At 35.2% G+C, this 25,324-nt stretch carries 21 protein-coding genes, 1 pseudogene and 1 riboswitch; of the genes and pseudogenes, 14 read left to right on the top strand and 8 right to left on the bottom strand.

Annotation, left to right across the window (positions count from 1 at the left end; genetic code table 11):
* Positions 1-323: 323 nt before the first annotated feature.
* The 3 genes from ACTYBU_RS11340 to ACTYBU_RS11330 are packed head-to-tail and all read left to right on the top strand — an operon-like array spanning position 324 to position 1,271.
* Positions 324-482, top strand: a complete 159-nt coding sequence (locus ACTYBU_RS11340) for a Fur-regulated basic protein FbpA (RefSeq protein ID WP_445489795.1) — start codon at positions 324-326, stop codon at positions 480-482.
* 56 nt (positions 483-538) lie between these two features.
* Positions 539-1,003, top strand: a complete 465-nt coding sequence (locus ACTYBU_RS11335) for a riboflavin kinase (RefSeq protein WP_445489793.1) — start codon at positions 539-541, stop codon at positions 1,001-1,003.
* Positions 915-1,271, top strand: coding sequence for a hypothetical protein (locus ACTYBU_RS11330; RefSeq protein ID WP_445490095.1), 357 nt, complete (start codon positions 915-917; stop codon positions 1,269-1,271). Before ACTYBU_RS11335 ends, ACTYBU_RS11330 begins: the two co-directional genes overlap by 89 nt.
* Positions 1,272-1,738: 467 nt before the next feature.
* Here ACTYBU_RS11330 and ACTYBU_RS11325 read toward each other — a convergent pair whose 3' ends face one another.
* Together ACTYBU_RS11325 and ACTYBU_RS11320 are read right to left on the bottom strand one after the other, a co-directional pair.
* Positions 1,739-3,037, bottom strand: a complete 1,299-nt coding sequence (locus ACTYBU_RS11325) for an MFS transporter (RefSeq protein WP_445489791.1) — start codon at positions 3,035-3,037, stop codon at positions 1,739-1,741.
* Positions 3,038-3,774: 737 nt separating this feature from the next.
* Positions 3,775-3,948: a hypothetical protein gene (locus ACTYBU_RS11320; protein WP_445489789.1), complete on the bottom strand. Its 174-nt coding sequence runs from the start codon at positions 3,946-3,948 to the stop codon at positions 3,775-3,777.
* A 510-nt stretch (positions 3,949-4,458) separates the two neighbouring features.
* Between ACTYBU_RS11320 and pepF the strand changes: the two genes are divergently transcribed.
* Positions 4,459-6,267: an oligoendopeptidase F gene (gene pepF / locus ACTYBU_RS11315; RefSeq protein ID WP_445489787.1), complete on the top strand. Its 1,809-nt coding sequence runs from the start codon at positions 4,459-4,461 to the stop codon at positions 6,265-6,267.
* 369 nt (positions 6,268-6,636) lie between these two features.
* Here pepF and ACTYBU_RS11310 read toward each other — a convergent pair whose 3' ends face one another.
* Together ACTYBU_RS11310 and ACTYBU_RS11305 are read right to left on the bottom strand one after the other, a co-directional pair.
* Positions 6,637-7,386, bottom strand: coding sequence for an ABC transporter permease (locus ACTYBU_RS11310; RefSeq protein ID WP_445489786.1), 750 nt, complete (start codon positions 7,384-7,386; stop codon positions 6,637-6,639).
* On the bottom strand, positions 7,383-8,126 hold the full coding sequence (locus tag ACTYBU_RS11305) for an ABC transporter ATP-binding protein (protein WP_445489784.1): 744 nt from the start codon (positions 8,124-8,126) through the stop codon (positions 7,383-7,385). The genes ACTYBU_RS11310 and ACTYBU_RS11305 overlap by 4 nt, the downstream gene beginning before the upstream one ends.
* 402 nt (positions 8,127-8,528) lie before the next feature.
* Here ACTYBU_RS11305 and ACTYBU_RS11300 point away from each other — a divergent pair, with 402 nt between their 5' ends.
* The gene (locus ACTYBU_RS11300; protein ID WP_445489783.1) at positions 8,529-9,428 is read left to right on the top strand and encodes a sulfite exporter TauE/SafE family protein; all 900 of its coding nucleotides are present in this window, start codon (positions 8,529-8,531) and stop codon (positions 9,426-9,428) included.
* Positions 9,429-9,615: 187 nt separating this feature from the next.
* On the opposite strand, the pseudogene ACTYBU_RS11295 reads toward ACTYBU_RS11300, so the two are convergent.
* Positions 9,616-10,129: pseudogene (locus ACTYBU_RS11295) on the bottom strand (GerAB/ArcD/ProY family transporter).
* A gap of 151 nt (positions 10,130-10,280) precedes the next feature.
* Complete coding sequence (locus ACTYBU_RS11290) at positions 10,281-11,747, bottom strand: glycoside hydrolase family 68 protein (RefSeq protein ID WP_445489781.1); 1,467 nt, start codon at positions 11,745-11,747, stop codon at positions 10,281-10,283.
* Positions 11,748-11,924: 177 nt separating this feature from the next.
* Between ACTYBU_RS11290 and ACTYBU_RS11285 the strand changes: the two genes are divergently transcribed.
* Positions 11,925-12,116, top strand: a complete 192-nt coding sequence (locus ACTYBU_RS11285) for a hypothetical protein (RefSeq protein WP_445489779.1) — start codon at positions 11,925-11,927, stop codon at positions 12,114-12,116.
* Between the two features lie 589 nt (positions 12,117-12,705).
* Positions 12,706-13,323 carry an acetate uptake transporter gene (locus ACTYBU_RS11280; protein ID WP_445489777.1) on the top strand — a complete coding sequence of 206 codons (618 nt, stop codon included), beginning with the start codon at positions 12,706-12,708 and terminating at the stop codon, positions 13,321-13,323.
* Positions 13,324-13,632: 309 nt separating this feature from the next.
* Here the strand turns inward: ACTYBU_RS11280 and ACTYBU_RS11275 are convergent, their stop codons facing one another.
* Both ACTYBU_RS11275 and ACTYBU_RS11270 read right to left on the bottom strand, forming a co-directional pair.
* A complete protein-coding gene (locus tag ACTYBU_RS11275) occupies positions 13,633-14,790 on the bottom strand; it encodes an MFS transporter (RefSeq protein WP_445489776.1) in 1,158 nt (385 codons plus the stop codon).
* 270 nt (positions 14,791-15,060) lie between these two features.
* Complete coding sequence (locus ACTYBU_RS11270) at positions 15,061-15,348, bottom strand: ArsR/SmtB family transcription factor (RefSeq protein ID WP_445489775.1); 288 nt, start codon at positions 15,346-15,348, stop codon at positions 15,061-15,063.
* Positions 15,349-15,593: 245 nt separating this feature from the next.
* Here ACTYBU_RS11270 and ACTYBU_RS11265 point away from each other — a divergent pair, with 245 nt between their 5' ends.
* The 7 genes from ACTYBU_RS11265 to ACTYBU_RS11235 all read left to right on the top strand — a co-directional run bounded on the left by ACTYBU_RS11265 (position 15,594) and on the right by ACTYBU_RS11235 (position 25,211).
* Complete coding sequence (locus ACTYBU_RS11265; RefSeq protein ID WP_445490079.1) at positions 15,594-17,243, top strand: LytS/YhcK type 5TM receptor domain-containing protein; 1,650 nt, start codon at positions 15,594-15,596, stop codon at positions 17,241-17,243.
* The gene (locus ACTYBU_RS11260; RefSeq protein WP_445489773.1) at positions 17,240-17,992 is read left to right on the top strand and encodes a LytR/AlgR family response regulator transcription factor; all 753 of its coding nucleotides are present in this window, start codon (positions 17,240-17,242) and stop codon (positions 17,990-17,992) included. Before ACTYBU_RS11265 ends, ACTYBU_RS11260 begins: the two co-directional genes overlap by 4 nt.
* Positions 17,993-18,163: 171 nt before the next feature.
* On the top strand, positions 18,164-19,399 hold the full coding sequence (locus tag ACTYBU_RS11255) for an L-lactate MFS transporter (protein WP_445489771.1): 1,236 nt from the start codon (positions 18,164-18,166) through the stop codon (positions 19,397-19,399).
* Positions 19,400-19,634: 235 nt separating this feature from the next.
* Positions 19,635-19,737: riboswitch (purine riboswitch) on the top strand.
* Positions 19,738-20,415: 678 nt separating this feature from the next.
* Positions 20,416-21,516: an ABC transporter ATP-binding protein gene (locus ACTYBU_RS11250; protein ID WP_445489769.1), complete on the top strand. Its 1,101-nt coding sequence runs from the start codon at positions 20,416-20,418 to the stop codon at positions 21,514-21,516.
* A 147-nt stretch (positions 21,517-21,663) separates the two neighbouring features.
* On the top strand, positions 21,664-22,938 hold the full coding sequence (locus ACTYBU_RS11245; protein ID WP_445489767.1) for a sugar ABC transporter substrate-binding protein: 1,275 nt from the start codon (positions 21,664-21,666) through the stop codon (positions 22,936-22,938).
* 93 nt (positions 22,939-23,031) lie between these two features.
* Positions 23,032-24,381 (top strand): ABC transporter permease subunit, encoded by a 1,350-nt coding sequence (locus tag ACTYBU_RS11240; RefSeq protein ID WP_445489765.1) that lies wholly within the window; start codon positions 23,032-23,034, stop codon positions 24,379-24,381.
* The gene (locus ACTYBU_RS11235; protein WP_445490078.1) at positions 24,381-25,211 is read left to right on the top strand and encodes a sugar ABC transporter permease; all 831 of its coding nucleotides are present in this window, start codon (positions 24,381-24,383) and stop codon (positions 25,209-25,211) included. Before ACTYBU_RS11240 ends, ACTYBU_RS11235 begins: the two co-directional genes overlap by 1 nt.
* Positions 25,212-25,324: the final 113 nt, after the last annotated feature.

Here is a 25,324-nt window from a genome sequence, read left to right as displayed (position 1 = left end):
AAACAAAGTTAATATAAGATTTATGGAAAAGTTTGTTTTAATTTATAGTTGACAGGTAGGAATAATGAGGTATATAATCTGTTTAATTAAAAAATAAACGTAAAATTATTTAAAAAATCTTAGCTGACTAGAAGACTAGAGGCTCTCTGTATCTTAAACAGGGAGCCTTTTTATATTACATTGCCATTGTTTTTGTCTTTTTAATAAGTAGTATGATCTAAGTCAATTGGATAAAACAAAATTTCTGAATGGTTATCTTTAAACTTTTGTAGTTCGACCATTGTAAAAGACAATGATTAGCTTATAAAAGGGAGGATAAATAAATGGCCCAATTACGTAAGGTAGTAGAGCAAAGGAAAGAAGAACTGATTAAAAAGCTAATTGCTTTAGGAGTATATAAAAAAGATGGACATCATCTTTATAGCTTAACTTTATCGGAAATAGAAGCGGAATATCATAAGGAACTTAAAAAAATTAATTAATTTCAATCATAGAAAGAGTAAGACTTTTTTGATTTCAAAACAAGGGAGGATTTATGATGCGGACAGATTTATTTGCATCCAGCCTTAAAGCAGTACCTTTCTTTGAAGGTGAGGTAGTTTCAGGAAGAAAATTGGGTAGGAAGTTGGGCTTTCCTACAGCAAATATAGATGTAAATATAAATTGGCTGAATAATGGAGTATATGGAGTGTCTGTCAAACTAGATGGTTCCACCTATTTAGGTGTGATGAATATTGGAGTAAAGCCTACGGTTGATTCCAATTTGAAAAGAACAACAGAAATACACTTAATGGATTTTAAGGGAAATATATATGGAGAAAAAATTAGCTGCAATGTGATTTTTCCTATAAGGGAGGAAAAAAGATTTAATTCATTGGAAGAATTAAAGCAGCAAATAAAGGAGGATATCATATATGCAAAAAAACATTTTAAACATAGAGGACTACTCGCAGCCGACAAGCAAATCCACTTTGTTAGAGAACAAGTATCTAAATCTTCCTGATTTGCTGTTTTATAACAATTGCAATCGAAAATATCGTATAAATCGAGGAGTTTTCAATACGGTTGATAACTGGTTTTATGAATATGGTGTAATAAATATTGTATATAGAAGAATCTATATTTTAGCTTTTTTTGATTTTGTAAAGGACAGAAACATTGGTCCAAATTCTCAGAAATTTATTAAATTTGGGCAAGGTGGACTTACTGCAAGTCTTAAGGAGTTTACTGAAAGTATTCAACGAGATAAAAACTTATATTCTGTCAAGTAAGGATAATATAAAGGAGCGGAAAAGAAGGGGCTGTCTGAAAAGTAGCAACATGTCAAAATCTATACTGTTTTCTAAAAGTTTGTAGCATTTTGAATAAGGTGAAATTCCTTTCTTAGCAGGAACCTAGCAGCCTGTATACACGAAGACTCCTGTGGGATAAAGACCCTACAGGAGCGCAAGCGACGAAGCGGATCGGCGCGCTCGCCCCGCCGGAAAGCGAAGTGTATACAGGCTGCGAATGACAAAGAAACCACTCATACCATAAGAGCCAAATGAAAAATCTGGAAAGCTGATTTAGTACTATTTTTCAACTAAAAAAGGGTGTCCAAAAGTCAAAAAAAAAAACGACAATAGGACACCTACTTTTATTAACTAACAATCTAAGGGATCCCCATCTCCTATTGATTGAAGTTTATTTTATCCCACACTTAACGGGCAGTATAACTCCCACTGATGGAAGGTTCACTTTATGCGAGTTCTTTCTCTTTTGTTTCAGGTGCCCATGCAATGGAAACAATCGTTCCAAGCAACAACACAGCAGCTAAAATAAGCATGGTATGGGATAAACCAAATTTAATAATTAATGTAGGAAGCATGAATGTGCCGAGTGCTGAACCTATTCGGCTGCATGCTGTTGCTACACCAACCCCAGATGCACGTAATTCTGTCGGGAAGCTTTCTGCTGGATAAATTCCCACTAAATTGTTGATTGCAGAGATGAATAATGTATAAACAACAAACGCTGCAATTAAAAGAAAGCTCATGCTTTGTGGGATAATTCCAAGTAATGCAAGCGATATAAAACAAATAATAAAGGAACTGATTAAGAAGGCTCTTCTTGAAAGTTTCACTGTTAAATACATTCCTACAAATGCTCCGAGCAATAAGAAAATATTTAATATAATGTCAGCTGTGTGACCTTCTTTCATATTAAAATAGTCCAGAATGGTTGGTAAGAATGTAAATACAGAGAAGTATGGCAATACAATACATGCATAGAATAAACCATTAAACAGTGTTAATCGAATATATTTTTTGCTGAATAAATGACCAAGGCTTAATTGTTTTGTTTCTTTTTCTGTTGTTAATACGACATTTTCACCTAGATGTTCTGTAACAATTGCTTGTGCTTCATCTACTCTGCCTTTGCTGACTAGATATTTTGGAGACTCAGGTGTTCCGATACGTAAAAAGAGAACAAGCACTGCTGGAATCCCTGACGAAGCAAGCATCCAGCGCCATGAAACATCTGCATCTAATAAAATCATTCCGACGATGCTGGAAACAACATAACCAATCGTAAAGAATACGTTAAAAGTTCCGAGCAATGTACCTCTATGACGTTTTGGAGAGAATTCGGCCAACATGGCTTGCCCAACCGTGTAATCTCCACCTAAACCAAACCCAATCGCAAAACGCAAGAAGAATAGTGTCCATACGTTAGGGGCGACGAATTGTAAGAATGAAGCCAAGGTAATTAAAATAAAACTAAATAAAAAGATTTTTTGACGGCCAATATAGTCAGAGGCCCATCCTAATAAAAAGCTTCCGAAGAATAAACCGATTAGTACGGAACTTCCTAACAGCCCTAAATCAAAAGCGCTTAAGTCCCATTGAGCTGCTAAAGATAATAATGCAAAACTGATAATACCGATTACATATCCATCTGTAAAATGTGCACCGAATGTTAAGGATGCTGTCTTAACATGGAATTTTGTAATGGGTGATTCATCCATTGTAATTTTTTTCTTCATTTTTTTCTTCATGAAATCCACCTTTATAAAAAATGTATAATCAACAAGTGATGATCATCGCTAATATCATGATTCATTTTCCTCGTTCTTATACGATAAAGTGATTTTCTTCAATCAGCGGGGCAGCTGTTGGATATGTCCACTTTTTCAAGTATCTTGGAATACTGTAAGAAATATACTCATTACGTGCATGAGCATACGTGTTAATTCACCCAAACCAGAAAACAGGTTTTTTGGTTTGGGTGAACCAACCAGGTGTTTAACTTTTTGCTATATAGTAAACAGCCTTTCTTAAAAGATGAGGAAAAAGTTAGTTATGCCTCATTAGCGATTTAAAATTCATCCTTGTCTAACAAGAGGTATATTCCCTTGCTACAGACATTTAAACATTAATTGATTAATTATGCAAAAAATATTCAGTGTAAAAATGGCTGTATCCATTGCTGTGAAAGGGATAAAAAAATTTAAATTTTTTCTTAGAAATGTATGATTTGCACGTTTTTTACTTCATTTTTTTGTATTTTTGAAAAAGAATTTAATGTTTTTTTTCGGGGGTGTTATTAGGGTGATTTTGGAAATGGAGAACAGGGAAAATGAATAAAAAAATGCATACAAAGATTTGGGAATTTAGATTATTTAATTAATGGTATAAGATCATTATTTGGATAAATTGCTAAAAAATCCACAGAAGGAAAAAGTCCACCAGATGAATGAAGCTGAACATTTTCCTTCTATGGATTTTTAAGTCCTTACTTAGATTGATCATCTTTATTTAATTTTGCTGCAATATCTTTTAAAATAATATTTTTTTCCTGTTGTATTTTAAGGATTTTCAGTAAAAACCAAATGACAAAAATAACAGGACCTAAATAAAAGAAAATAGTCACCAATGGAAATATAGAAAAAAGAATGTCGCCGTTCATGTAAGTACCTCCTAATGATTTGTGTACATAAGAATACGTTTAAAACAGGAAAAAGATTCAATGAAAAAGTTTATTCATTATAGTTGATTCATTTGGATTTCCCCTTTTTATTTGAGGCTGTTTTCTAAAAGTTAGTTGTTTTTGAATAAAATAATAAACATGGCTGCGGGTTAAATAACAACAATCTATACGAAAAGAGTCCTAATTGAAAATAGATAAATAGACAGCAGAATCGCGGATATTCTTTTAAACGATTTGGTTTTCTTATATAATAAAAGTGATTCTTTCGTTATTCGAAGTATTTTTTTGAGACAGGAGAATATGCCATTTATCCCACTCTTAACGGGCAGTAAGACCCCCACCTCAAGATGCCGAGAAATCGAGGAAGCTAGGCTAGGTGGGGGATAACTGCCCGTAAAGGTCCGATAAGTGCAACTAACCATCAGTGGGGGATGAGGAAAAACCCCCACTGATGGAAGTTTACTTTATTCAATAAAGGAGGAGAATTTTTTGGTGAAAGTCGTTAAAAAGGCGTTAGCTCGTTCAGAAGTTCTGGCTGAAGAAACATGGGATTTGCGTGATTTATTTCAAACAGAGGAGGATTGGAAAGCTGAATTAAAAGCAATAGAAAAAGATATCGTAACGGTTGCTAGATTCAAAGGTCGTCTAAATGAAAGTGCGAAGACTTTATTAGATTGTCTGCTTTCCAAGGATGCATTTAGCGAACGGGTAATCAGGGTGATGACTTATGCAAGCCTTTGTCAATCAGCAGATGGAACAAATGCAGAGAACCAAGCAAATGGTGCACTTGCTGCTTCCTTGTTTTCAACGGTTGAAGCAAGTATGGCATTTATTGAGTCAGAAATTCTTTTGTTATCAGAAAAAACGATTAATGAGTTTATAGAACAAGAGGAAGGGTTAAAGGCTTTTTCAAAAACATTCAGTGATCTATTAGAAACAAAAGACCATCGGCTGCTTCCTGAAACAGAAGAAGTGTTAGCTGCTTTCGGTGAAATCCAGGATGCACCTTATATGATTTATCAGCGCAGCAAAACTTCTGATATGCAGTTCTCCTCCTTTTATACAGAAGATGGGAAGGAATTTCCGTTAACTTTTAATTCGTATGCAAAATATGAAGAGGATGCTAATACAGAAGTGCGTAGAAAGGCATATGAATCCTTTGTCCAAACACTAAACCAATACAAACATACGTATGCTGCAACGCTGGCAACAGAAGTGAAAAAACAAGTGATAGAAGCAAGATTACGAAACTATGATTCGGTCACGGATATGCTTTTGCATGAACAACAAGTGTCCAAAGAAATGTACCATAATCAATTGAATACGATATTAACGGAATTAGCACCGCATATGCGCCGATATGCTAAATTAAAGCAGCGTGTCTTAGGTTTGGATAAATGCTGCTATAGTGATCTAAAAGCACCTCTTGATCCAAACTATAATCCGGAAATTACATATAAAGAAGCGTCCAAGCTTGTGTTGGATGCATTAAACATAATGGGTCCTGAATACAGTGGAATTATGGAGCAGGGATTAATGAATCGTTGGGTAGACTTAGCTGACAATATCGGGAAAAGATCCGGAGCATTCTGCTCCAGCCCTTATGGAGTCCATCCGTATATTTTAATGACGTGGAACAATTCAATGAGAAACGTATTTACTTTAGCACATGAGCTAGGTCACGCTGGCCACTTTGTACTTGCAGGACGCAGCCAGTCTATTTCCAATACTCGTCCTTCTCGATATTTTATTGAGGCGCCTTCTACCATGAATGAAATGCTGTTAAGCAAGCACATCTTAGCACAATCAGATAATAAACGTATGCGCCGATGGGTGATTCTACAATCATTAGGCACATATTATCATAATTTTGTCACTCATATACTAGAAGGAGAACTGCAGCGTCGAATTTATGATTTAGCGGATAAAGGAACTCCGATTACAGCAGCCATTTTATGTGAACAAAATATAGATCTTCTGTCTAAATTCTGGGGAGACAGCGTAGAACTGGATGAAGGAGCTGGATTGACTTGGATGAGGCAGCCACATTACTATATGGGTCTCTATCCGTATACGTACTCAGCAGGATTAACGGCTTCTACCGCTGCAGCACAAATGATAGAAGAAGAAGGCCAGCCTGCAGTTGATCGATGGATTGCAGCCTTAAAAGCCGGGGGAACATTAAAGCCCCTTGAAATAATGCAACTAGCAAATGTAGATATGTCTACAACTGATCCGATTCGCAAAGCAGTAGCATATGTAGGATCATTAATTGATGAACTGGAAAACAGTTTTTAAATGAATGTCTCTGTTAAACGATTATGTTGGTTCTAGGAAGGGAATTTGCGAGACTCCTGCTTAAAAAACGGGTTGGCAAGACCTTAGCTCAGACGGGTACGATCGAGAAGGCTTGCCGGTTCGTTCGAGGAAAGCGAAGTGTATTCTGACTGCGGTCTTTATTTTTAGGGTAAACACCCATGCAAATAAAGATTCGCACCATGGCACATGAAAAGAAGCAGTATCCCTATTTTTTAGCGAAGAGCAGCCGGCATATACGAAGACTCCTATGGGATTAGCGGGACAGACGAGACCCCGCAGGAGCAAAGCTCCGAGGGAGGCTCGACGCCCGCCCCATCATGCTTAGAGTATGGGGAACAAGCATCCTTCTTATCTTTTAACAAGCTGTTGATACGAATTAAATAAACTAGGGTATGTAAGTCGACTTAAAATAAAGCAGGTAAGTGTAGCAGAAGCCATTATGGCGAATACGATAAGAAGCTGGAATTTAACTGCTTGTATAGGACTTGCCCCGCCGATAATTTGACCAGTCATCATACCGGGAAGTTGAACAAGACCAATTGTTTTTTGACTTTCTAAAGTCGGAATCATGCTTGTTTTAATGGATGACTTTAAAATAGTATGAATGGCTTGTTTAGGTGTACCGCCAAGTGCAAGTATCAATTGAATTTCTTCTCTGCGACGATCGACTTCCGCATACAGTCTGTTTAAAAATAGGCTGGAAATAACCATTGAATTTCCAATAATCATTCCGCTGACAGGAATAATATACCTTGCTGTTGGAGGAATGATCTGAATGCTTAAAAGAATGCCTTGCGTAATGACTTCCACGATTGTAAGTGTGATAAACACTCTCCAAAATGATCGGAGCCCCTCCTGCTTTTTCTTGACAACATTTTGCGCAGCAATCGTTAGCATACAAAGAAGAATGAATAGGATAAAAATCGGGCTGTCTTTTTCAAAAATAAAGGACAGCAAATAGCCGATGAACAATAACTGTATGGCCGCTCGAACGCTGGCAATGACAATGTCTTTTTCCAGTCCAATGCGGAAGGATTTGGATAAAAATAATGCTATAAACACAAAAATAATGGTAAATAACAAAGATAGATTGCTCATAAAAGTGCCCCCTGCAAAAACGCACGTGTTTCGGGGTGTTTAGGAGTATTGAAAAAAGAAGAAGAATCTGCACTTTCAATCAGTTTGCCATCCATCAAAAGCCATACTTCATCTGCCAGCCGTTTCGCTTGGTCGAGGTTATGAGTAACCCAAATAATAGTTTTGTTCTGCTCTTTATTCAATTGAACAATAAGCTCCTCTATTTCATGTGCAGCAGCGATGTCTAATGCAGATGTAATTTCATCTAGTAGTAAAATATCAGAAGCATTCGATAATGTACGAGCTAAAGATAGTCTTTGTTTTTGTCCGCCTGATAGATCTTTGGCGTCCCGTTCTAATAAATCGGATGAAAGCCCTGTTAAGGAACAAAGCTGTTCAGGTGAATAGCACTGTTTGTTATGGAGATTTTGGACAAGCAGCATATTATCTCTTACTGTCCCATCAAGAATGGGAGCAGATTGAAAAGCAATGCCTACTTTTTTTCTCAGTTCCGCAACATCCCATTTTCTAATCTCTTTTCCAAGTACATTTATTTCTCCTTCATCAGGTGTGGTAAGCAGGTTGCACATCGAAAGAAGCGTGCTTTTTCCAGAACCGGAAGGACCGACTATCATAATGAAAGTGCCTTGATTAATCTTCCCTGATACGCCCTTTAAAACAGAATGTACTTCATCCTTTTCAGGAAAATATTTTTTTACGTTTGTAAATGTAATAGCGGTTTGAATAGGTTCATTATTCATATTTTCTCCTTTTATCAATTAAAGATTTATACAAACATAATAGCATAATTGCATAGATGCCCTGATATAAACAGAAAAATGAAATAGAATTGTCGTAATTACAGGTAAAATAGTAAAATACAAAAATCATTTAGATTGAAGGAATAAATTAGAAGGTTGATTTTGATAGTACGATAAGCATTTCTTTCATATCTTATAAATACTTAGATAAGGGAATGCTTGTTTTAAATTTCAATTTCTAGTTGACAGGTAGGAATAATACGATATATAATCTGTTTAATTAGAAAAAATAAAAAATGGCTGATCGGAAAAACCGAAGGCATAACCTTTTTATCTAGGAGGGTTATGTCTTTTTGTTTACTCTTTTGCTTATTTCATATTATATATTGGGGTGTTTTTATTATGAAAAAACTAATTGTTTTTGCTTTTATCGGTTTACTTGCACAATTGATTGATGGGGCATTAGGAATGGCATATGGAGTTACTTCCTCTTCCCTTCTATTGGCTTTCAGCATTGCACCTGCCGTTGCCTCTGCTTCGGTTCATTTAGCTGAGGTAGTTACTACTGCTGCTTCTGGAGCATCTCATATTAAGTTTGGAAATGTGGATAAGCAAACGGTTTTTCGTTTAATCATTCCAGGATCCATTGGTGCATTTTTAGGAGCTACATTTCTGAGTAATTTACCAGGAGATTTGGCGAAACCATATATATCTTTATTTTTGCTTATATTAGGGGCGTATGTTCTACTTCGATTTTTATTTAAATTTAGAGCAAATGAAGAGAAAAAGGGAATAACATTAAGCAGAAGACAAGCTATTCCTTTAGGGTTAATTGCTGGCTTTGCTGATGCTACTGGCGGCGGCGGATGGGGGCCGATTGCTACCCCCGTGTTGTTGTCTCGCAAAGGCATGAGTGCACGCAAAGTGGTTGGCACTGTGGATACAAGTGAATTTGCAATAGCAGTTTCCGCTACTCTTGGTTTCTTTATTTCGCTAGGCTGGGAACAAGTAAACTGGCTGTGGGTTGGAGCGTTGATGATTGGTGGAATAATAGCAGCACCATTAGCAGCATGGCTGGTGCAGAAAATTCATGCCCAACTAATGGGAGTGCTTGTAGGCGGATTTATTATTTTAGTGAATGCAAGAACATTAGTAACATCTTGGATTGAGAACACAACTGTCTACCCATTTGTTTATGCTGGATTAGCCATTGTTTGGGTTGCAGCAATTATTTATACAGCAATAAATATAGGTAATTTCAAAAGTAAGAATAAAGTTACTATTAATAGTCTAGCTGACTAGACAACTTGAGACTCTTTGCATAAATAATTTTTATTATTTATGCAAAGAGTCTTTTATCATATTCCGCATGAAGACCATTCCTTAATGAACAACTGTCCATGCAATGATTTTTCGGAAGGCTGGTTTACAAAGGAAGAAAGAACAAAATGTAAGGTTGAATGATAGTTAGGAATAATGGCACACCTTTTCATGATAAAACAGAAAACACTGGATAGGCATACATAGATAGGGAGTTTCCCAATAAAGATAATGTCACTATATTAATGTAAACCATTACTATCATAGCTAATATAACGGATAAAATAATAGGTTTTATTCCTTTGTTTTGATCTGTTATAGAAGGCAAAAGCATCGAAATTAGAAATATCTCACTGAACCAAACTTGAGGTACAAGTGCTCCTTTAATCGATGGCAATAACCCATATTCCATAACTGGGAGGATATTGGTGATATTTAAATGTGGCAACAGAAAAAAATAATAATAATGGAAAAAGATAAAGTGGAGCAAAAAGCACGGCACATCTTCCAATTATCTCAATTCCGCCGCGTACGGTAAATGCACAAACAAGTATCATGCTTGCCATAATGACGATGGCAGGTGTTTGAAAAAGGAAGATTGTATTGATTAAATTAGCGTATTCTATAGAAATTAACCCGCATGCATGCAAACAGTAAAGCCGGAACTGTTCTGCAGCCCCCATTCTCGATCAGGAAAATAAATTAATTGGTGTGCTTCATGTTTCCAGTATCTATCCCGCTATAAATACGCATTATAGGAAGCTAATGATATAAAAAGAGTACCTGACCCTCCCTGCTTGTAAGCAGGAGAAGGTGGTACTCTTTTTCAGATTCTTACTTATTTTCTTCTACTGTTAATTGTCCTTGTTCCAAGATGCTGTCTTTTACAACAGAAGTTTTGGAACCTTTAATATTCAGTAAAAAGCTTGGTGCAAATGTAGTATGGTGATCTTCAAAGTAGCCTCTATTTGTCATATAGCTTGTTACTACTACATTATTATCTTTATTCTTGTTTGGTGTCACAAAGTGAGCATAGTTAAATGTAATATCGTTAGGGTCAAGGTTATGGTGCAATACAAGGCCAGTTCCATTTAAAGGTTTGTATCCTCCAGTTAAGGAATCTGCCACATATCCTAACATGTAAATATCTTTAGAACCGATTCCGTCAACAGGCATTTTCGATCCTCTTGTACTTGTAAATAAGTACCATTTTCCGTTCATTTCAAAAACATTCGCTCTTTCAATTTCATCTGTAACAGTATTAGATGAAATTAGCGGCTTCATTACTTTTTTCAACGTATAATCATCATTTAATTCAATGATGCCTAGTGCACCATTAGCAATTTCAGCATCCTTTTTCTTAGGGCTTTGCATTAATTTATTTTTTTCTAATTGGAAGAAGGCTTCGCTTTTGCCATAATAAGCTTTATTAGACAGAGACTCTTCCCCTTGGTAGCCAGTTTCTGTACCTGTATTTGCTTCAAACACAAGGTATTTCTTACCATTTTCTTCCACGTAGTGAGGATCTCTTAATGTATGATTGTCAGAGTAGTCTCCACCACCGAAAGCTTGCTCAACTGTTTGATAGTATTTTCCGTCTCCATCAAAGATTGATTTGAAGTCTTCTACACCATCCATTTTAAGAGATTCAGAATCTGGTTGAGATACATTGATTTTAGCAGTTGTTAGTGTTTGCTTGCCAAAAAGTCCTTCTTCCGGTTTGAATGCATGACGGTTTGTATAGAATAAACGAACGTCTCCATCAGATGTTAAGGTTGCAGAACCTGACCACTCTTCTGATTGTTTGTGTAAAATAGCATCGTTGGTATTATACTTATCGCTGGCTTTAAATACTTTACCTGCATTTTTCCAATTTTCGATCGAATTATCGCCTGCTTTTTTATAGAACATATAAACAAATGTATCATTTGCGTCTTTTGGATCTCCTGCTAAGCCAAAAACAATTTCATATCCTTTATATTCTGCTACTGTTCCATCAGCATTTTGCAATGGCCAAGTATCCCACACATCTAAATCAATTGGATTGCCATCTTTGTCTACCCCTTTTGCTGATGGGATGTTTTTTATTGTTGATGCATCAAATTGAGGCACTTTAAATTGGTCACTTTTTTGTTGTTCAGGTAATTTCAGCATGTCAGATCGTGTAATATGGGTAAAACCATAATCTTCTTTATAATCTGTGCTAGCTTTTTCAGCAAAAGCCAGAGATCCACCTCCTACTAAAATAGCTGTAGAAAATGTTAGTGCTGTTGCTTGTTTAGCAATCTTTTTAATATTCATGTTTCTCCCTCTTTCCTAAACAATGTATCTAAAAATATAGTTAATAATTGCTTTAATAGCAGGTATGAACTTTCTTTTTAGACCAGGAAACTCCCCCTGTGTCATTTATTTAGATAGATTTATCACAAACTACTACTACATGAAATAGATTTCCCTTTAATTTGACTTGGCTGAGTCATGAAAACCGGTACCAAAATAATCGAAACTATTAATGAATCTATTTATTTTAGTAATGGAAAGTTTGGCAAACCTCCAAATAAAATGGCAAGAGTCGTTACAACAACAGATTACTTTTATAATGAAAAAGCGTCAATTCGACCAAATGTAACGATATTCAACATTCCGATTTTCATGATCAAATATAACTAGGACAAAAAGGATAAATACTGTTTCTTTCTTATCGTCCATATTAATTTTGTAAATAAAAAGTTTATAACCTTGCAATCTTTTTTTCTCGATCTTTTTTTGAATTTATATAGAGTAGAAAAGAAAAAGGGAGATTGTGATTTATCCCACTCTTAACGGGCAGTAAGCCCCCCACTTCAAGATGCTGTGAAATCGAGGATGCAAGGTGGGGGACAACTGCCCGTAAAGGTCCGAGGAGGTACACAAACTAAGGTCGCCGCTTCCTGTGAACCGTAAGCTTTCCATCAGTTTGGGATGAAAAAACCCCCACTGATGGAAAGGTTCACTTTATTCACTTTTTAAACATTTGAATTAAGATAAAAAACGTCCTCATAAACTATTTTTTTTATTTCTCTTGTAACAATATTGTTATAAAATGCAGGATAAAAGGTCGGAATTGAAATATTGAAAAATTTAGTGCCATTTACTTAAGAGAAAGCAAGTAATAAACCCCAAAAAAGATTATATAGAAAGGAAATGGACAAAAATTGTATGTTGACACTTCTATCATAATCCTATAAATTACTAAAGAATGTTTTTAAAGGAGGAAAATATGGAGAGTCAGACGAACACGCAAGTAAAAATTATAACAGCAGATCCATCGGCTTTAGGTTTATTCGGCCTTGCAATGGTAACGCTTGTTGCTTCATCACAAAAATTAGGCTTAACAGAAGGCTTGTCTCTAGTTTTGCCATGGGCTATTTTCTTAGGAGGAATCGCGCAATTGATTGCATCGCTGCTTGATGCAAAACACAATAATATTTTCGGAACCACTGCATTTGGAGCTTTCGGATTATTTTGGTTTGGAGTAGGGACTACATGGTTGATTCAACTGGGAGTATTTGGTGAAACACTTGCTGCAAATATAGATGTTAAACAGCTTGGCTTTGCATTTATTGGCTATTTAATTTTCAGTCTGTTTATGACAATTGGGGCATTGGAAACAAATAAAGTCTTATTTTTAATTTTTGTCTTTATTGATCTTTTATTTATTGGATTATCTTTAAGCTCTTTCGGCGTTATGTATGAAATAACGCATATGGTAGCTGGAATTGCAGAAATGTTCATCGCTATTTTATCCTTTTATGGTTGTGGTGCTATTGTGTTGAATACACATTTCGGACAAGTTGTTCTCCCGATTGGAAAACCTTTTGGCATTTTTAAAAAGTAGGCTCTGTTAATTTTTATTGATGATTTTAAAAGAAGGTTCGAAGCAGGAATACACTTCGCTTTCCACGGGCGAATGCCAAGCCTCCTCGTCACTTCGCTCTTGCGGGGTCTCGCCTCTTTCGCTTTTCCCGTAGGAGTCTTCGTGTATTCCTGCTGCTTGGTGCTTCAAATATAGACAAAAACAACAATATTGTTTTACAGAGTTAAAAAGTAAATAAAAAGAGGCTGCTTTATAAGCCTTTAAACCCTGAAAAATCCACTAGAAGAATTTCTTAGTGGATTTTTTTCTTACACTGATTATTCATAACAATCATGCTTTTGCTTTTAAAATCCCGCTTTGCCGAAAAAAAACAATAGACATAACATACATAATAGCTGTAAAAGTGGTCACCGCAAGGAAATAGTTAAAGTAATGATAAAGCTGACCGGCGATCAATGCACCTACCGTTGTACCTATGTACATAAGTGAATTGGATAATGCGGCGATTGTTCCTCTTGCAGTTGCGGATAAAGATTGCAGCAAGCTCATCATAAGAGGAAACAAAATGCCGCCAATAAAGAACAGAAAGAAAAATGAAATTTCTACAAGGGAAATATTAGAGTAAAAGGGAAGACAAAAATATAAGATGCCCATCAGTGTAATTCCGCCTAAGAGGGCAGAAGTCGTACCGATTTTATGAATATATCTGCTGCCGAAAATGCTGCCGCATAAATTCCCTAGTCCTAATACAAGCATAGCACCGCCTATCTGACTGACACTAAAATTATAATCGTGGTTCAGCCATGTTCCTAGAAAGGTAAATGTTGCAAAATTTCCTGTTTGAAAAAGAAAGTAGGCTAAAAATAATATAGAGGTTCTAGACTGGGAGAATAATGATTTGTAACGATGAAATATGGATTCTTTATTTTGGATATTTTTATTATTTTCTATAGAAGGAATGAGAAATATGATTAGAAAAAGTAGAATAAAAGAACAAGACGATAAGATAAAAAATGGCATATTCCAAGAGAAAGAAGCAAGGCAGCTGCCGATAGGCAATCCAAATAATTGGGATACTGCTAAACCAGCAGTTACTATCCCCATGCTTTTTATTATCTTTTCTGGTGAAACCAACAAAGGAATCGAAGCCCAAACTTGCGGAGTTACAAATGCAGCACTAACTCCGGCGATAAATCTCATCGTACACATTAGCCAAAAATTTATGGCTAATCCGCATAAAAAAGTAGAAATCATAAAACAGATCATTCCGTAGATCATCACTTTTTTTCGATTAAGATTATCAGAGATAGGTCCAGAAATAAAAGCGAAAATGGCGTATCCCAACGCATAGGAACTGACCATCCACCCAGAGATATCTGTCGGTACATGATAAAGTGCAGAAAGTGTGGGCAATAATGGAGAAATCAAAAAAGTATCTGTTCCTATAACAAACATCACAAAGAAAAATAAAATGATTACTTTATTCATAAAAAATCCCCCTAAACATTTAATAGTTTCAAAACTTTAAAACTTTGGAACAAAAAGTGAAATAAATTCGCAAAAATTTCAAGCTGTACGCTAACATTTATCCCACTCTTAACGGGCAGTAAGACCCCCACCTCAAGATGCCGAGAAATCGAGGAAGCTAGGTGGGGGATAACTGCCCGTAAAGGTCCGATAAGTGCAACTAACCATCAGTGGGGGGTGAGGAAAAACCCCCACTGATGGAAGTTTACTTTATCGACAGCTTGAAACTATTTAAAGTGTTTCTAAAAAATTCGGCAAATATTTTTCGAATGTTTCTAAGTTCAGTTTGACATATTTAGTTCGTGAATCTTTTCGTACAAGCGTCAACTTTGCTTCTCTTAGTGTTTTAAAATGATAGGAAGCAGTTGTTTTTAAAATATTGCACCTCTCACCAACCTCTCCACAGCTTAACTCCTTTCCGCTAAGATAAAGTGTACGAACAATCGCAATTCTTGATTCATCTGATAAGGCCTTAAATATTTGTACTCTTATTTCATCATCCAATAGTTTTATATCCATGAAACTATGGTATTATATAAATCTGGAAAAATCAAGTGATTTTTACAGAAAGGATCAAAGTTTAAAAGAAGTCATTTGATTAAAACAAAAGCTATTATTTACTGTGACATTTAAAGAACTATTTGAAGTAAACTGGTGAATTAAAGCCAAAAGATAGCTATAATGAATGCAACAGAAAGAGAAAAGGGTTTCAAGTTTCTTTTCATATAGAAGGAGGAACAGTAACTTTGTATCATCTAACCGAGATGGAGATGCTGATTCAATTATTTGAAAGAGCAGCCTTATTGCTGATTTCTTTATTTTTTATGGCAAGGGTGCCTAAGTTTAAAGAAATCTTGCAAAAGGACAACCATACACCTACTGAATTAACTTTTATAAGCATGATTTTTTGCCTTTTTGCTATATTTGGCACTTATTCTGGCATTGAAGTGGAAGGATCTCTTGTCAATATAAGAACCATCGCGATTATGTCCGGCGGCATATTATTTGGTCCATGGGTGGGAATCATTACTGGTATTGTTTCCGGGATGCATCGCTATTTAATCGATATTGGAGGAGTAACATCCGTTCCTTGCCTTATTACGAGTATTTTAGCTGGTATTGTTTCTGGATATATTTATTGGCGTGTAAAAAAAGCAAACCGCTGGATAATAGGAATCGCTGCCGGAATGATTTGTGAAAGTTTAACGATGGTATTCATTTTATTGTTGGCAGAACCTTTTCATCTTGGTTTGGATATAGTGATAAAAATAGCCATTCCAATGATAGTGGGACAAGTCAGCATAGGATTGATTGTCTTATTGATTGCAAGTGTAGAAGGGGAAAAAGAAAGAATTGCAGCAAAACAGGCGAAGCTTGCTTTGGATATTGCCAATAAAACATTGCCATATTTTCGTTCTATTAATGCAGATTCCCTACATACCATCTGTACGATTATTAAAAATGATATTAAAGCAGATGCAGTTGCCATTACAGATACAAGAGACGTACTTGCATATGTGGGATTCGGCGAAGAAAAATATAATGGAAGCCATGAAATTATCAGTGATTTAACAAAGGAAACCATTCGAAGCGGAAAAATTACGATTCGAAATAATATTGCGGATCATCACACCCCGCAGATTCACTGTTTACTTATTATTCCTTTAGAAGAAAGAGGGATTATTACAGGGACTTTAAAAATCTATTATCGAGAAGCATATACGATTACCTATACTTTGCAAACAATGGCAATTGGTCTTGCCCAGATTATTTCGACATTAATGGAAGTTTCCAGAATAGAACAAATGAAAGAAGCGGCAAATAAAGCGGAATTAAAAGCCCTGCAAACAAAGATTAATCCTCATTTTTTATTTAATGCACTAAATGCAATTGCTTCTACAACAAGAAGAAATCCAGAAAAAGCAAGAGAACTAATTCATAATCTATCTGGGTATATGCGTTATAACTTGGAAGTAGGGGAAGAATTAATCGATATTCAAATCGCTCTTCAGCAGGTTCGAGACTATATTGAAATAGAGCAAGCGAGGTTTGGAAGCAGACTCCAAGTTGAGTATGAAATAGAAGACATTCATGTAAAGCTTCCAAGCTTGCTCATTCAACCGCTTGTTGAAAACGCTGTAGTTCATGGAATATTAAAAAGAAAGGATCCTGGTCTAGTCAGTATTTCTGTGAAAGAGATGGGAGAGAAAATCAGAATTAGTGTGAAGGATACCGGAGAAGGAATAACACAAGAAGTGATTGATAAGTTATACAACAATGAAGTGCCGTCGAAACAAATTGGTTTATCCAATGTCCATCAGCGAATAAAATTGATTTATGGAACAGGACTAGTAATAAAACGATTAAATCCAGGTACAGAAGTATATTTTGAGATGGTAAAGGAGAAAAAATGAAAGCGATTATTGTAGAGGATGAAATTCCGGCAAGAGAAGAAATGGAGTATTTAATAAAAACACACAGCAACATCGATATTTTAGCATCCTTTGAAGATGGTTTAGACGTTTTAAAGTTTTTACAAGAAGAAGAGGTAGATGCTATTTTTCTCGATATTAATATCCCATCTTTGGATGGAATGCTGCTTGCCAGCAATATTAGCAAGTTTGCGAAAAAACCGTATATTATTTTTACAACTGCTTATAAAGAACACGCTGTACAGGCATTTGAATTGGAAGCATTTGATTATATTTTAAAGCCATACGATGAAAAAAGAATTGCTGCCATGCTGAAAAAATTAGAAGAGGCATTTAACAGAAATTATAAGGGATTAACAAAAGAATCAGATTCAAAAGGGCAAGTAGCAAACACAAGGACACAAGGCAGAATAAATCTGCGGAAAAATGATCATATTATTGTGACGGATGTAAATGAAATTTATTATGCAGCAGCAAGTGAAAAGGTAACACTCGTTTATACGAAGGAAGATGAATATATGATGGCAATGAGCATCTCTGAATTTCATTCCAAATTGCCTCAAGAAATCTTTTTTAAATGTCATCGTTCTTATACAGTCAACTTAACGAAAATTCATGAAATTGTTCCATGGTTTAACCATACTTATTTGCTGCGATTGAAAGATTTAAAGGGAGAGGTCCCAGTGAGTAGAAGTAAGACAAAAGAATTCCGGCAAATTATGCACTTGTAAATGCCGTTCATTCCGAATTTTGTGCATTTCATTCTGATAATGATTTCACTTTTGTTTCCGGTGGTATAATTTTTCATGTAAGGGTTATCATTAATGGTTTATTTAATGAAAAAAACATACAAAATACTATTCTGAAAAAATAGGAGACTGGAAGGAAAAGAGGAGAACGATATGAAAATGAAAACTGAAAAACGGTGGCAGATTGTAATTGGCACGATTATTGTTCAAATGGGGTTGGGAACCATTTATACGTGGAGTTTATTTAATCAGCCATTGGTGGATGCTTTTGGATGGAAATTAAGTTCTGTCGCTATTACTTTTTCCATTACGAGCTTTGCTTTAGCATTTTCTACTTTATTTGCTGGCAAGTTGCAGGATAAATGGGGCATTCGTCGCTTAATAAGAAATGCAGGCATCTTGCTAGGTCTGGGACTAATATTATCTTCCCAAGTTTCGTCCTTATGGATGCTGTATATTTTAGCAGGTGTTGTGGTTGGTTTTGCAGATGGAACAGCATATATAACTTCTCTATCCAATTTAATTAAATGGTTCCCAGAGAAAAAAGGATTCATATCCGGAATTTCTGTTGGAGCATATGGTACAGGAAGTTTATTATTCAAATTTATAAATGGTTCATTTATTGCATCGTTTGGTGTTTCAAAAGCATTTATGTTTTGGGGGATTATCGCATTGATCATGGTGGTAGGCGGATCATTTTTGATTAAAGAGGCAAAGGCAGCAAGTCAAAAACAATCCTCTCAAGCGATTCAAAAAGAGTATACAGTAAAAGAAATGCTGAAAACAAAGCAAGCATACCTTTTGTTTGTGATGTTTTTCACAGCATGCATGAGTGGATTATATTTAATTGGCATTGTCAAAGATATTGGGGTAAGTTTAGCAGGATTAGATATGGAAACAGCAGCAAATGCGGTGGCATTAGTAGCTATCTTTAATACAATTGGCCGGATAATATTAGGAGCATTATCAGATAAAGTAGGCCGCTTAAAAGTTGTATCAGGTGCATTAGCTGTAACTGCAATAGCGGTTTCTGTTTTAAGTTTTGCACCACTTAATTTCCCATTGTTCTTCGCTTGTGTTGCAGGAATCGCCTTCTGTTTTGGAGGGAATATTACGGTTTTTCCTGCTATCGTTGCAGATTTCTTCGGACTTAAAAATCAAAGCAAAAACTATGGAGTCATTTATCAGGGGTTTGGAATAGGAGCATTATCCGGTTCCTTTATCGCAGCGGCACTAGGTGGATTTGTTCCAACATTTACGGTTATCGCTATCCTTTGTATTGTTTCGTTTATTATAGCTTTAACAGTAAAACCACCGTACCAAGGAAAATCCATACAAGAAAAGAAACAAAAGCTTCACGGCATGAAGCCATATACAAGACTTGGATAATTGGTTGAAATTATAGTAGAAAAGAGTTTTCCATAGGAGAGCTCTTTTTTTAAGGCAATCCAACTTTTTAATCACTAAGCTTTTTGTATAACATGTATCGCATTTTAATAGTTGAGAGCGCTTTCTAAAAAACTTTGATAAAAGCGAACAACTTTTCTTTAATTCTTCATAAATGTTCGTTTTTTTATATTGACGGATGAAAGACATCTTGATAAACTGAAACAGTAGTGCAAAATGTTTCATAATCGTATAATCTCGTATAATTTTGGGAAATATGGTCCAAAAGTTTCTACCAAGCTACCGTAAATAGCTTGACTACGAGGGAAGTGCATAGAGGGGTTATTAGTATCTAATAGATATTTTTATTAGTTTCCCTTACTATACACCAAATCCCCCTGGTCAACGCTCCTTACATTTTTTGGAGTGTTTTTTTGTTTTATTGCTCAAAGCAGTGTATTTTTACATGCATTTGACTGAATAAATTCGGATTATTCGAAAGGGAATATTCGAAAGAGAGAAAATATTTTAATAATTTTGTATTTTTGTGCTTGTTTTTAAAATATTCTTAATTTATACTGTGAACATGCGATGTTATTTAAGTTAACACCGCATGAGAGAAATATAAAAGATTATGTAATTTAACAGTTGAATAATAGACAGATAGTTAAAATACAGGGGATGATAGGATTTCATTGAATTTATTTATCCATATAGGAAAACCTTTTCCTGAAAAGTCTAGTTTTAATTTTACTAATGTTTTTATAAAGTGGTGAATTAAAGATTTTCTGGGGAGAACTGTATTTCCCACCAAATTTTACTGATTTAGGAAAACCTTTTCCTGAATTTGGATTAAAAAGCAGATTATCCTTCTCTTTAAAAATTCACTAGAATGGATATCGTTAGAATTTTCTTGTGATAGAGTCGAAAAACAACGTAATCATAGTATTTAACTATTTAACTATTTAACTATTTAACTATTTAACTATTTAACTATTTTACATAAGGAGGTTATCGGAATGGCGGGTATGCGATTTAATCATGTAAAGAAAAAATATAAAAATGATGCTTATACAGTTAAAGATTTTCATCTAGAAGTAAAGGATAAAGAATTCCTAGTACTTGTTGGTCCATCCGGCTGCGGAAAGTCAACAACGCTGCGAATGATTGCTGGCTTGGAGGACATAACAGAGGGAGAGTTTTATATTGGAGATAAATTGGTGAACGAAATTGCTCCAAAAGATAGAGACATTGCAATGGTATTTCAAAACTATGCTCTGTATCCACATATGACTGTTTTTGAAAACATGGCATTTAGTTTAAAGCTTCGCAAAGTATCAAAAAAGGAAATTGAAAAACAAGTAATAGAAGCAGCAAAAATATTAGATCTTGAGCATCTGCTGAAAAGAAAGCCTAAAGCTCTTTCAGGTGGACAAAGACAGCGTGTTGCGTTGGGTCGAGCGATTGTCCGTGATCCGCAGGTTTTCTTAATGGACGAGCCATTATCCAATTTAGATGCAAAACTGCGTGTCCAAATGCGGGCTGAAATCAGCAAGCTGCATAAGCGTTTGGAAACAACATTTGTTTATGTAACCCATGATCAAACCGAAGCGATGACAATGGGAGACCGCATCGTTGTTATGTATAACGGGGAAATTCAGCAAGCCGCAACGCCAACAGAAATTTATGAATATCCCGTTAATAAATATGTTGCAGGCTTTATTGGTTCTCCTGCTATGAATTTTATAGGTGGGAAAATTACCGAAGAAGATGGCAGCATCTATTTTACAGCACCAGGAGTAAAGTTTAAGGTTTCCAAAAACAATGATACCGCACTTCGTTCCAAAGGATATGTAAATAAAGAGATTATCCTTGGAATTAGACCGGAAGATTTTTATGATTCGAACAACGAGAATGCTTTAGCTCCAATACAAGTAGAGATAGAAGTTGTGGAAAATATGGGCTCCGAACAGTATTTGTATGTACAGATTAATGGCACACAATTGACAGCAAGGGTAAAAGGAAAAGAAATATTCACAAGTGGTGAGCAGCTGAATTTATATATGGATACGAACAAAGTTCATTTCTTTGATAAAGAAACAGAACTAGCAATACGCTGATTTTTCATAAAGTTCTGGGGGAAATGCAGTGAAGATTATGGATAGCTACTTTTCTTGCAATCACTAGTTTAGTGAAGACAGGCTGTTTTTTTAAAACACTAATGTGTTTCAATATATAAAATATAAGAGAGCAGAGGGGAATTGGAAATGAAAAAAGGGCTAATTTTATTTATTGCAATGATGATGTTGTTGCTTGCTGGATGTAGTGGGAAGTCAGATAGTGATAAGAAGTCAACCGATGATCAAGCAAATGCAGGTGGAACTTCTGAAGAACTAGTACCAGAAGATGGAGCTACTTTGAAATTATGGACAGTTAAAAATAAATTTACAGAAGATGCAATTGCAGAATTTGAAAAGCAATATGGTGTTAAAGTCGAGTTGGAAGATGTTTTTTACACGGAAACGTTAGATCGTTTGAAAACAGATGGACCAGCAGGATTGGGAGCAGATTTGCTTGCGTTCGGTCATGACCGTGTAGGTGATGCAGCTAAGTCAGGACTTATTTTGCCAAATGATTATTTTGAGGAAGAAACAAAAAGTAATACGGAACAATCAGCTATCGATGCCGTAACATTTGATAATATTTTATATGGATATCCACAATATATGTACACATATGCAATGTATGTCAACAGAGATATTGTAGGTGATGCTAAGCTGGATACTTGGGATGAAGTAATGGACATTGCGAAAAAGTACAATGATATTCCAAATAATAAATATGGGTTTATGATGGAAACAAACAGTCTTTATGATGTGAATTCCTTTATGGCAGGTTATGGTGGATATGTTTTCGGAAAGAATGGAACAGATAAAAATGATTTAGGGATTAATAGTGAAGGATCTGTCAAAGGGATGGAATTCTTTAAATCTCTTAAAGAAATTCTACCAATTAAAAATACAGAAATCACACGTGATGTAAAAACTAGTTTATTCCACGAAGGAAAAGTAGGGTTAAATATTGACGGAACATTTAATGCAGCTTCTTATAAAGATGTATCATTTGATATGGAAGTTGTTCCTCTACCAGAAATGCCTGGTGGAAAGCGTCCATTGGCATACTCTGGTATCAGTGGATTATATGTTTCTGCCTATTCAAAATATCCAAATGCAGCAAAACTATTTGCACACTTTATGGCATCAAAAGATAATCAAATAAAAAGTGCAGAAGCATTAGGTAATATTCCAGTATTTAAAGGCGTTGATAGCAGCATGCCTGAATTTAAAGACAATAAATTAATGCAAGGATTTATTGAACAATCAAAATACACAACACCAATGCCTAATATCCCAGAAATGGAATACTATTGGGTGAATGTGGTTCCAGCTTTAGAGCTAATTTGGAATGGTGCAGACATTCAAAAGACTTTAGATCAAGCACAGGAAAAGATGAAAGAAAGTATTGAGGCAGGCAGTAAATAATCGGAGTGAAGAGGTTTTTTTCATCGAGGACCATCTGGAAAAAAAATCCAGATGGTCACAATCTTGTTTGACTGAAGGGAGTTGTAAGGAAGAATGATTCAGGAGTCGAACATAAAGGAATATAAATATTCTAATGTTTCTCTGCATCGCAAGAAAGCAGTTATCCTATCGATTATAGCTATGGGTCTAGGACAAATTTATAATAAGCAATATATAAAGGGAATAATTCTTTTTGTTATTCACCTTTTTAGTTTATATACAGTCATATTTCGGCTTCCACATGCACTTTGGGGATTGACAACATTAGGAGAAAAAGCCACTCGTTTAGAAAAAGTGGGCAGACTCTATCAAAACGTAATCGGAGATCACTCCATCTATTTAATGGTAGAAGGTCTTATTACAACCTTTATTTTAATTATTGTTGCATGTATATATGTTATGAATATTAAAGATGCATTTCGTACAGGGAAACTAAGAGAACAAGGGAAAAAATTAAACAATTTTGGGCAGACGGTTAAATATGTGTCTGAATACAAGTTCCCCCAAATCATTTTATCTGTTCCGATGTTAGGGATATTTTTCTTTACGGTTTTGCCTATCATCTTTATGATATTAATTGGTTTTACAAATTATACAAGAGAAACGATGCCACCTGCACATTTAATAGATTGGCATGGTTTTAAGACATTCACCGATATATTTAAAATAAAAGCATGGAGCAACACATTCTATGGAGTAACAATTTGGACTTTTGTATTTGCTCTTTTTGCCACTCTTTTATCATTCATTGGAGGGTTTGCTGTTGCGTTATTGCTGCAGCAGAAAGAGATTAAATACAAAAAGTTTTGGAGAACTATTTTTATTCTTCCGTTTGCGATACCGATGTTTGTTTCTGTACTAATTCTGCGAAATATGTTCAATGGACAATTTGGTCCGATTAATCAGTATTTGAAAATGTTGGGCATAGCTCAGGCTCCATGGCTATCTGACCCAATGTGGGCAAAAATTACTTTGATTTTAGTTAATTTCTGGTTAGCTTTTCCTATCACGATGCTAATGATCATTGGTATTTTAACCACCATACCAAAGGATTTATTTGAAGCTGCAGAAATGGATGGAGCTAACGGAATACAAAAGCTCCGTTTAATTACGTATCCGATCGTTATGCATGCAATGGCGCCATTGATTATTATGTCGTTTGTAGCAAACATTAATAATTTTAATGTTGTATATTTATTAACAAACGGAACGCCTACAAATGCAGACTACAGATTTGCCGGAAGCACCGATATATTAATTACTTGGCTTTATAAGCTATCTATGATTCAGGGACAATATAATTTTGCTTCTGTTATTGGTATATTTATTTTCATCGTTTTATCTGTATTTGCGATATATAATGTACAGCGTACGAAAGCATTTAAAGAGGAGGATACACATTGATGTTTATATCGAAAAAAAACATTCGTGTTTCATTAAGTTATATCGCTCTAATCCTCATTGCGATCATTTGTATTTACCCAGCTATTTGGGTGATTCTTTCTTCTCTTCGTCCAGGGGCATCTTTATATAGCGAAACATTGATTCCTGCTAAAATCACGTTTGATCATTATCTGTCTTTATTTAAAAAATATCCATTTGCTCAATGGTATTTCAATACAATTAAAATAGCAGTAATCAGTACATTTTTCGGAACTATTTTTACTCTTATAACAGGTTATGTATTTTCCGTCTATCGTTTTAATGGCAGAAAAAAATTAATGAATACGTTGTTAGTTCTTGGATTGTTTCCTGGATTTATGAGTATGATTGCAATTTATATTTTGCTTACCCAAATGAATCTTCTGAATACACATATTGCTATTATTCTCGTATATGTTGCAGGATCACCATTATTTTTCCTATTTGCAAAAAGTTATTTTGACACGATGCCAAAAAGTGTAATTGAAGCGGCACGGATTGATGGTGCAGGTCATTTATTAACTTTTTTCAGAATTATTTTACCGATGTCAAAGCCGTTGATTGTATTTACATCGTTAATGACATTTAATGGAGCATTTACAGATTTTATTTTTGCGAAACTTGTTTTGCGTTCACCAGAGCAAAAAACATTAGCTGTTGGACTATTTGATTTAATTGGAGAGAAAGTCGCAAGTCAGTTTACTGTATTTGCAGCAGGGTGTGTCATGATTGCCTTGCCTGTTACTTTATTATTTATATTTATGCAGAGATATTTAATAGAAGGATTAACTGCAGGAGCAGATAAAGGGTAACGGTCACTATTGCAATGGATTAATGAGCGATAATTCCTTCGTTGCATGGCATCTCTCTTTTAATGAAGATTAATCAATGAATAATGGGAAAAAAATAAAGCCATCACAGTGTA

The organism is Niallia sp. 03133 (assembly GCF_052663225.1).
The sequence above is the reverse complement of the archived record's forward strand: the minus strand, read 5'-3'. Positions and strand labels throughout refer to the sequence as shown.